Below are 8961 nucleotides of genomic sequence, written 5' to 3'. Positions count from 1 at the left end.
TTCACCTCCGGCTCCACCGGCCGGCCCAAGGGCGTGCCGGTCACCCACGCCAACACCGCGCACTACTTCGGCCTGCTCGACGAGCGCTACGACTTCGGACCGCACGACGTCTTCTCGCAAACCTTCGACCTCAACTTCGACTGCGCGATGTTCGACCTGTTCTGCGCCTGGGGCGCCGGCGCCGCCGTCGTACCGGTTCCCGCCCGCGCCTACGCTCACCTGCCCGAGTTCCTGGCCGAGCAGCGCATGACGGTGTGGTTCTCCACGCCCAGCGCGATCACCCTGGTGCGCCGCACCGGCGGGCTCCGGCCGGGCGCGCTGCCGTCGCTGCGGTGGAGCTTCTTCGCGGGGGAGGCGCTCAGCTGCAAGGACGCCGAGGACTGGGCCGCCGCCGCGCCCGGCGCGACGCTGGAGAACCTGTACGGCCCGACCGAACTCACCATCACCATCACCGCGCACCGCTGGACGCCCGGGCGGTACCTGAACGACATGGTGCCCATCGGCGCCGTCCACCCGGGCCACGAGACCCTGCTGCTCGACCCCGCCGGCGCGCCCAGCACCGACGGCGAGGGCGAACTGTGCGTCGCCGGGCCCCAGCTGACCCCCGGCTACCTGGATCCGGCCGACGACACCGGACGGTTCCTGGAGCGGGACGGCCGGCGCTTCTACCGCACCGGCGACCGCGTCCGGCGGGCCGACGACGGGGGCTGGCTCTACCTGGGCCGCCAGGACGCACAGGTCCAGGTGCACGGGGTCCGGGTGGAACTGGCCGAGGTGGACGCCGCCGCCCGCACCTGCCCGGGCGTCGAGGACGCCGTCACCGTGGCGGTGCCCGTGGACGGCACGGTCGAGCTGGCCGTCTTCCACACCGGGGAGCCCGTGCCCCCGGCCCGGCTCGCCCGCCACCTGCGGGAGCTGCTGCCGGCCGCGGTGGTCCCGCGCGCCTACCACCACCTGGACACGCTCCCGCTCAACGCCAACCGCAAGACCGACCGCAGGAAGCTCGCCTCCCGGGCCGCGGCCATGCGGCAGTCCGCCGGGGCGGGACGCACACACGAAAGGCGGCAGGAGTCGCAGTGAACGGTCAACCCACAGCGCAGGCCCCCACGGACGCCCCGGCGCGCGACGCCCGTACCGACGCCCGGGTGCACGACCTGCTCGACGAGGCCACCGCCGAGCGCCCCGACGCCCCCGCGGTCGCCGACGGCGCGGGCCGCTGGACCTACCGGGAACTCGCCGCCCACAGCCACGCCGTCGACGCCTGGCTGGCCGCGCGCGGCATCGGCCACGGCGACCGGGTCCTCGTCCAGCTGCCCAGCACCCGCGAGCTGGTCGCCCTGCTCTACGGCACCGCGCGCCGGGGCGCCGTCCTGGTCCCCGTCAACACCGGCATGAAGGACTACCACCTGCGGGCGGTCGTGGAGAACGCCGAGCCCGCGCTGGTCGTCGTCACCGACCCCGCCGTCGGCCGGATCGCCGCCCTCGCCGGCGGCGTGCCGGTCCTCGGCCTCGGCGAGGCGTGGCCCGAGATCAGCGCCCTGCGCGCACGGGAGGCCCGCTCCGGCGGGGCCGAGGTGGCGCCCGAGGACATCGCCGTCCTCGTCTACACCTCCGGCTCGACCGCCGCCCCCAAGGCGGTGATCTGCCCGCACGGCCGGATGGTGTTCGCCACCGAGGCCATCAACCTGGAACTCGGCTACCGCCCCGACGACGTGGTGTTCTGCCGCTTCCCCATCTCCTGGGACTACGGCCTGTACAAGGTGCTGCTCACCGCGGCCGGCCGCAGCGAACTCGTGCTCGCCGACGGCGAGTCCGACCTGGTGCTGCTGCGCCGCATCCGGGAGACCGGCGCCACCGTCGTCCCGATCGTGCCGTCCCTGGCCACCATGATCTGCGCCCTCGCCGAACGCGAACCGGCCCGGGAATCCCGGGTGCGCATGTTCACCAACACCGGTGCCGCACTGCCCAAGACCACCGCCGACGGACTGCGCACGGCCTTCCCCGGCGCGGAGGTGATCATCCAGTTCGGGCAGACCGAGTGCAAGCGCGTCTCCGTGCTGCCGCCCGCCTACCAGGACGCCAAACCGGACTCCGTCGGCCGGCCGCTGCCCGGCACCCGCGCCTTCGTCGTGGACGACGAGGGCCGTCCGCTGCCGCCCTGGCAGACCGGCGAGATCGTGGTCGAGGGACCGCACGTCATGCCCGGCTACTGGCGCGCACCCGAACAGACCGCACGCGCCTTCCGCCCCGCGCCCGACGGCGGACTGCGGCTGCACACCGGCGACTTCGGCCACGTGGACGAGGACGGCTTCCTCTACTACGAGGGCCGGCGCGACGACATGTTCAAGCACAAGGGCGTCCGCATGAGCACCACCGAGATCGAGAGCGCCGCCACCGACATCCCCGGCGTCCGCGCCGCCGCCGTCCTGCCGCCCGCCCCCGGCCGCGACCTCGCGGTGTTCGCGGAGGGCGACATCGACCCGCACGCCCTGCTGAAGGAGCTGTCGCTGCGGCTGGAGCCCGCCAAGGTGCCCGGCGTGAGCCGTGTCGTGGCCGAGCTGCCGCTGACCCCGCACGGCAAGCACGACCGCAAGCAGCTCGCCCGCCTCCTGGAAGGAACCGCCCCGTGACCGGCCCCACCGAGCTGGCCGAACGCTTCGGCACCCCGTCCTACGTCTACGACCTGGACCGGGTGGCGGCGGCCCGCGACGACCTGTTCGCCGCACTGCCCGACGAGGTCGAGGTGTTCTACGCCGCCAAGGCCAACCCGCACCCGGAGCTGCTGCGCGAACTGCGCACGGGCGGCGCCCGCGGCTGCCGCGCCGAGATCAGCTCCGTCGGCGAACTCGACGCCGCCCTCCGGGCCGGCTTCCCCGGCGACCGGATCCTCTACACCGGCCCCGGCAAGACCACCGAGGAGCTGACCGAGGCGCTGACCCGCGGCGTCCGCCTGTTCTCCACCGAGTCCCCCGGAGACCTGCGCCGCGTCGGCGAGACGGCCCTGAAGCTCGGCCTGACCGCCGACTGCCTGATCCGGGTCAACAACGCCACCGGCGCCGCGGCCACCAGCATCCGGATGACGGGCGTGCCCTCGCAGTTCGGCTTCGACAGCGAGACCCTGCCTGGCCTCGCCGCCGAGCTGCGCGCGGTGCCCGGCACCCGCATCGCCGGGCTGCACTTCTTCCCGCTGAGCAACGCCAAGGACGAGGCCAGCCTCGTCGCCGAGTTCCGTCACACCGTCGCCACCGCCGCCGCCCTCCAGGACGCCCTCGGCGTCACGTTCCGCCTCCTGGACATCGGCGGCGGATTCGCCGCCCCCTACGCCGTGCAGGGGGCACGCCCGGTGTACGGCGCTCTGCGCGACGCCCTCGCCGAGGCGCTGGACGAGCACTTCCCCGGCTGGCGCGAGGGCGCCCCGCGGATCGCCTGCGAGTCGGGCCGCTACCTGGTCGCCGACAGCGGCACCCTGCTCACCTCCGTCGTCAACGTCAAGGACAGCCGCGACCACCGCTACCTCGTCCTCGACGCCGGCATCAACACCTTCGGCGGCATGTCCGGACTGGGCCGCATCCTGCCCGTCTCCGTGGAGCCGCACGAGTCCGTCGGCGCCGACGGCAGCCCCGCGAGCCTCGCCGGACCGCTGTGCACCCCCGGCGACCTGCTCGGCCGGAACGTCCCGCTGCCCGAGCTGGCCCCCGGCGACCTGCTCACCGTGCCCAACGCCGGCGCCTACGGCCCCACGGCCAGCCTGCTGATGTTCCTCGGCCGGCCCGCCCCCGCCGAGATCGTCGTCCGCGGCGACGACCTCGTCTCCGTCTCCCGCATCGAGCACACCCGCACCTACGACCACGGACAGGCCCTGTGATGAGCCCCTTCCCGACCGCTCCCGCCCCCGGCGACCAGCCCGTGCTCGTGGCCGGCGGCATCTCCGACTCCCACACCTGGAACCTCGTCTACCTCCAGCTCCTCCTCGAAGAGCACGGGCACCGCGTGGTCAACCTCGGGCCCTGCGTCCCCGAGGACCTGCTCATCGCCGAGGCCCTCGCCCACCGCCCCGCCCTGATCGTGGTCAGCAGCGTCAACGGGCACGGCTACCACGACGGCATGCGGACCGTCACCCGGCTGCGGGAGCACCCCGACCTCGCCGGCGTGCCCGCCGTCATCGGCGGCAAGCTCGGTATCGCCGGCCCCTGCGGCGACGAGGAGGTGGCCGCGCTGCGCGCCGCCGGGTACGACGCGGTGTTCGACGACAGCGCCGCCGGCGTCGCCGCCTTCGAGCGGATGCTGGGCACGCTGCCGCAGCGGGCCCTGGTGTGACCGGCGCCGGGTTCGGCGCGTTCGTGCGCCGGGCTCACGCCGCCGGGCACCTGGTGGTCCAGCCCCGGATGGGGATGAGCAGCCCGGACCGGATGCGGGCCGGGCTGCTCGCCACCCGCGACGCCACGGCGACCACCGTCGGCACGATCACCCTGGACAGCTACACCCGGGTCGGCGACCTGGAGTCGGCCGGACTGGCCGTCCTGGAGGGCGTCGCCCTCAACGGCTACCCGATCGTCAGCCACCCGACGGCCACCACCCGGGCCGTACTGGACGGGATCCACGGCCCCGACTTCCCGGTCCAGGTCCGGCACGGCTCGGCCGCGCCGCAGGACATCTTCCGCGCGCTGACGGCCGTCGGACTCGACGCCTCCGAGGGCGGCCCGGTCTCCTACTGCCTGCCCTACGGCCGCGTCCCGCTGCGCGCCTCCGTCGCCCACTGGGCGGCCTCCTGCGCACTGCTCGCCGCCCGGCGCGAGTCCGGCGCCGAACCCCATCTGGAGACCTTCGGCGGCTGCGTCCTCGGCCAGCTCTGCCCGCCCGGCCTGCTCGTCGCGATCAGTGTCCTGGAGGCGCTGTTCTTCCGCCGGCACGGCATCCGGAGCATTTCGGTGAGTTACGCGCAGCAGACCGACCCGCTCCAGGACGCGGAAGCGGTGGCCGCCTTGCGCAGCCTGTGCGTGCGATGGCTGCCGGACACCGAATGGCATGTCGTCGTCTACGCCTACATGGGCCTGTTCCCGGAAACCGAGGAAGGCGCCTACCGACTGCTCGGAAAAGCGGCCGAACTCGCCGTCGCCACCGGCTCCGAACGGCTCATCGTGAAAACCGTCGCGGAATCCCGCCGCATTCCGACGGTGACCGAGAACGTCGCCGCGCTCGAACACGCGGCGGCGGTCGCCGCGCGCACCCCGCGCACCCCCCTGGACGGCACCGCCACCCAGACCTACGCCGAGGCGTCGGCGCTGGTGGACGCGGTGCTGGAGCTGGACGACGACCTCGGCGCCGCCCTGCTCGCGGCGTTCGCCAAGGGATATCTCGACGTCCCCTACTGCCTGCATCCGGACAACGCCGGACGCAGCCGGAGTTATATCGACGCGGACGGCCGGCTGCGCTGGGCGGACATCGGAAAGATGCCGCTGAACGGCATCGCCGACGTACGCCCCGCGCGGGCCATCACCTCCGCGGACCTGCTCGACTCCCTGTCGTACGTGCGCCGTTCGTTCGACCGGCACACCCCCGAGGAGGTACCGGGCGGAGAACTCGCCCGCCCCTAGGGGTGCTTAAGGGTGTGGCCTTTCGAGGGCCGTCACTAGCGTGTGGAAAAAGGTGAGGAAAACCGGTGTCGGCCGAAAGTGGAGATGCGTGGATGAACGGGCCCGGAACCGATTCAGCGCTGGCGCGGCGGCTCGCCACGGCCGTACCGTCCCAGCACCGCAGGCTGGTGACCGAACTGGTGCGCACGGCCGTGACCGAGGCGATCGAGGCGGCCCGGCCGGGCACGGCGGGCCCCCTCGACCCGGCCGCCCCGTTCGCCGCGCAGGGACTCGACTCGCTCGCCGCGGTCGACCTGCACCGGCGGCTGACCGAGCGGACCGGGCTCGACCTGCCGGTGGGCCTGGCCTACGACTGCCCGACCGTCCACGACCTGGCGGCCCGGCTCCTCGCCGAGGCCACAGGCACGACGGAGGAACCCGCCCGGCCGGCCGGTGACGGGACCGCCGGCGAGCCGATCGCGGTCGTCGGCATCGGCTGCCGCTTCCCCGGCGGTATCTCCACGCCCGCCGACCTGTGGCGGCTGCTCACCGAGGGCGGCGAGGTGCTCTCCGGCTTCCCGCAGGACCGCGGCTGGGACCTGGACGCCCTCTACGACGAGGACCCCGAGGTGCCCGGCAGCGCCTACGTCCGCAGCGGCGGATTCCTCGACACCGCCACCGAGTTCGACGCCGACTTCTTCGGCATCAGCCCGCGCGAGGCGCTCGGCATGGACCCGCAGCAGCGGCTCGTCCTGGAGACCTCCTGGCAGGCCTTGGAGGACGCCGGGATCGACCCCACAGCGCTGCGCGGCACCCCGGCCGGCATGTTCTTCGGCGCCGAGGTGCAGGAGTACGGGCCGCGCCTGCACGACGCCCCGGACGGGCTCGACGCCTACCTGCTCGCCGGGAACGCCGGCAGCGTCATCTCCGGCCGCGTCGCCTACGTGCTGGGCGCCGAGGGACCGGCGGTCACCGTCGACACCGCCTGCTCCGCCTCCCTGGTCGCCGTCCACCTGGCGTGCCGCTCGCTGCGGCAGGGCGAGTCCTCGCTCGCCCTCGCGGGCGGCGTGGCCGTGATGGGCGGCCCCGGGGTGTTCACCGCCTTCAGCCGGCAGCGGGGCCTCGCGCCCGACGGCCGCTGCAAGGCGTTCGCCGCCGCCGCGGACGGCACCGGATTCGCCGAGGGCGTCGGCGTGCTCGTCCTGGAGCGGCTGAGCGACGCCCGGCGCAACGGCCACCGCGTGCTGGCCCTGGTGCGCGGCTCCGCCGTCAACCAGGACGGCGCCTCCAACGGTCTGACCGCGCCCAACGGCACCGCCCAGCAGCGGCTGATCCGCAGCGCCCTCGCCGACGCCGGTCTCACCGCCGCCGACATCGACATGGTGGAGGCGCACGGCACCGGCACCCGGCTCGGCGACCCCATCGAGGCCACCGCGCTCCTCGCCACCTACGGCCAGGGCCGCCCCGACGGCGCCCCGCTGCTGCTCGGCTCCGTCAAGTCCAACCTCGGGCACACCCAGGCCGCCGCGGGCGTCGCCGGCGTGATCAAGACGATCCTCGCCATGGAACACGGGCGGATACCGGCGACCCTGCACGTCGACGCGCCCACCCCGCACGTCGACTGGTCGTCCGGGGCGGTGGAACTCGTCACCGAGCAGCGCGCCTGGCCCGACACCGGCCGGGCCCGGCGGGCGGGCGTGTCGTCCTTCGGGGTCAGCGGGACCAACGCGCACGTCATCCTGGAACAGCCGGAGCCCGAGCCGGAGCCGGAGCGGGACCCGGAACCGCAGCCGGCCCCGGAGCGGGGGACGCGTCGGCGGCCGAAGCCGCAGCCGCGGTCCGAGGACACCGACGCCGCCGCCCGCTCGGTGCCGCCCGCCGGGACCCCGCTGCCCTTCGCCCTCTCCGCGCGCGGCGAAGCAGCCCTGCGGGCCCGCGCCGCCGACCTGCTCCCCCTCGTGGCGGAGACGGACCCGCTCGACCTCGCCCACTCCCTGGCCACCACCCGGGCCGCGCTGCCCGACCGGGCCGTCCTGGTCGCCGCCGACCGCGCCGAACTCCGCGCCGCGCTGCACGACCTGGCCACCGGCACCACGCCCCTGACCGAACGGGCCGACGGCGACCTCGGCCTCCTGTTCACCGGGCAGGGCAGCCAGCGCGTCGGCATGGGCCGCGAACTCGCCGCCGCCCACCCGGCCTTCGCCGACGCCCTGGACGCCGTCTGCGCCCACTTCGACCTCCAGCTCGCCCGGCCGCTGACGGACGTCCTGTTCGCCGAGCCCGGCACCCCCGAGGCCGAGCTGCTGCACCGCACCGAGTACGCGCAGCCCGCCCTGTTCGCCGTGGAGGTCGCCCTGTACCGGCTCCTGGAGAGCTGGGGCCTCGTCCCGGACCAGCTCGCCGGGCACTCCGTCGGCGAGATCGCCGCCGCGCACGTGGCCGGCGTGCTCACCCTCCAGGACGCGACGATCCTGGTCGCCGCCCGCGGCCGGCTCATGCAGCAACTCCCCGACGGCGGCGCCATGGTGGCCGTACGCGCCACCGAGGACGAGGTGGCACCGCTGCTCACCCCGCGCACCGGCATCGCCGCCGTCAACGGGCCCGCCGCCGTCGTCGTCTCCGGCGACGCGGCCGACGTGGAGCGCATCGCCGCCGAACTCGCCGCGCGCGGCCACGACACCAAACGTCTCAGGGTCAGCCACGCCTTCCACTCGCCGCTGATGGAACCCATGCTGGCCGCGTTCCGGCGCGTCGCGCACGTGCTGGACTACGCCGAGCCGAAGCTGCCGGTGGTCTCCACCGTCACCGGCGCTCCCGTCACCTCCGAGCTGTGCGACCCCGAGTACTGGGTGGAGCACGTCCGCGCCCGGGTCCGCTTCCACGACGCCGTCCGCGCCCTCGCCGACGCCGGGGTACGGACCTTCCTGGAGGTCGGCCCCGACGCGGTGCTGTCCGCCATGGGCCCGGACTGCACCGACGCGCCCGGCACCGCCTTCCTGCCGGTGCTGCGGCGCGAGCGCCCCGAACCCCGCGAGGCCCTCGCCGCGCTCGCCGCCGCCCACGCCCGCGGCGTCCCCGTCGACTGGGACCGGCACTTCGCCGGCCTGGGCGGGCGCCGCGTCGACCTGCCCCGCTACCCGTTCCAGCGGCGGCGCTTCTGGCTGGAGCAGCGCCCCGCCCCCGACGCCGCGGGACTCGGCCAGCTCCCCGCCGGCCACCCGCTGCTGGCCGCCGTGGTCGCCGTCGGAGCCGAGGGCGTCGTCCTGACCGGGCGCCTGTCCACCCGGACCCAGCCCTGGCTCGCCGACCACGTCATCGCCGGCCGCCTGCTGTTCCCCGGCACCGCCTTCGTCGAACTCGCCCTGCGCGCCGGCGATGACGTGGTCGG

Annotated in this window: 6 protein-coding genes; all 6 read left to right on the top strand. The window is 74.9% G+C overall.

The genetic code is table 11. From position 1 onward, the window contains the following. Window positions 1-1080, top strand: a 1080-nt coding sequence (locus tag CCN44_RS38035; protein ID WP_086703369.1) for an AMP-binding protein, incomplete at its 5' end; no start/stop codon positions are given. Then, window positions 1077-2630 carry a class I adenylate-forming enzyme family protein gene (locus tag CCN44_RS38030; RefSeq protein ID WP_059256004.1) on the top strand — a complete coding sequence of 518 codons (1554 nt, stop codon included), beginning with the start codon at window positions 1077-1079 and terminating at the stop codon, window positions 2628-2630. The genes CCN44_RS38035 and CCN44_RS38030, both read left to right, overlap by 4 nt. Then, on the top strand, window positions 2627-3865 hold the full coding sequence (locus tag CCN44_RS38025; protein WP_059256006.1) for a type III PLP-dependent enzyme domain-containing protein: 1239 nt from the start codon (window positions 2627-2629) through the stop codon (window positions 3863-3865). Before CCN44_RS38030 ends, CCN44_RS38025 begins: the two co-directional genes overlap by 4 nt. After that, window positions 3865-4317, top strand: coding sequence for a cobalamin B12-binding domain-containing protein (locus tag CCN44_RS38020; RefSeq protein ID WP_059256007.1), 453 nt, complete (start codon window positions 3865-3867; stop codon window positions 4315-4317). The genes CCN44_RS38025 and CCN44_RS38020 overlap by 1 nt, the downstream gene beginning before the upstream one ends. After that, on the top strand, window positions 4314-5594 hold the full coding sequence (locus CCN44_RS38015; RefSeq protein ID WP_059256009.1) for a methylaspartate mutase: 1281 nt from the start codon (window positions 4314-4316) through the stop codon (window positions 5592-5594). The genes CCN44_RS38020 and CCN44_RS38015 overlap by 4 nt, the downstream gene beginning before the upstream one ends. Before the next feature lie 92 nt (window positions 5595-5686). Continuing rightward, a partial coding sequence (locus CCN44_RS38010; RefSeq protein WP_143650284.1) for a type I polyketide synthase occupies window positions 5687-8961 on the top strand: 3275 nt, incomplete at its 3' end.

Origin of the sequence: Streptomyces tricolor, from assembly GCF_002155905.1 — a bacterium.
GTDB classification, from domain to species: domain Bacteria; phylum Actinomycetota; class Actinomycetes; order Streptomycetales; family Streptomycetaceae; genus Streptomyces; species Streptomyces tricolor.
This window is presented reverse-complemented; position numbering and strand designations above follow the sequence as displayed.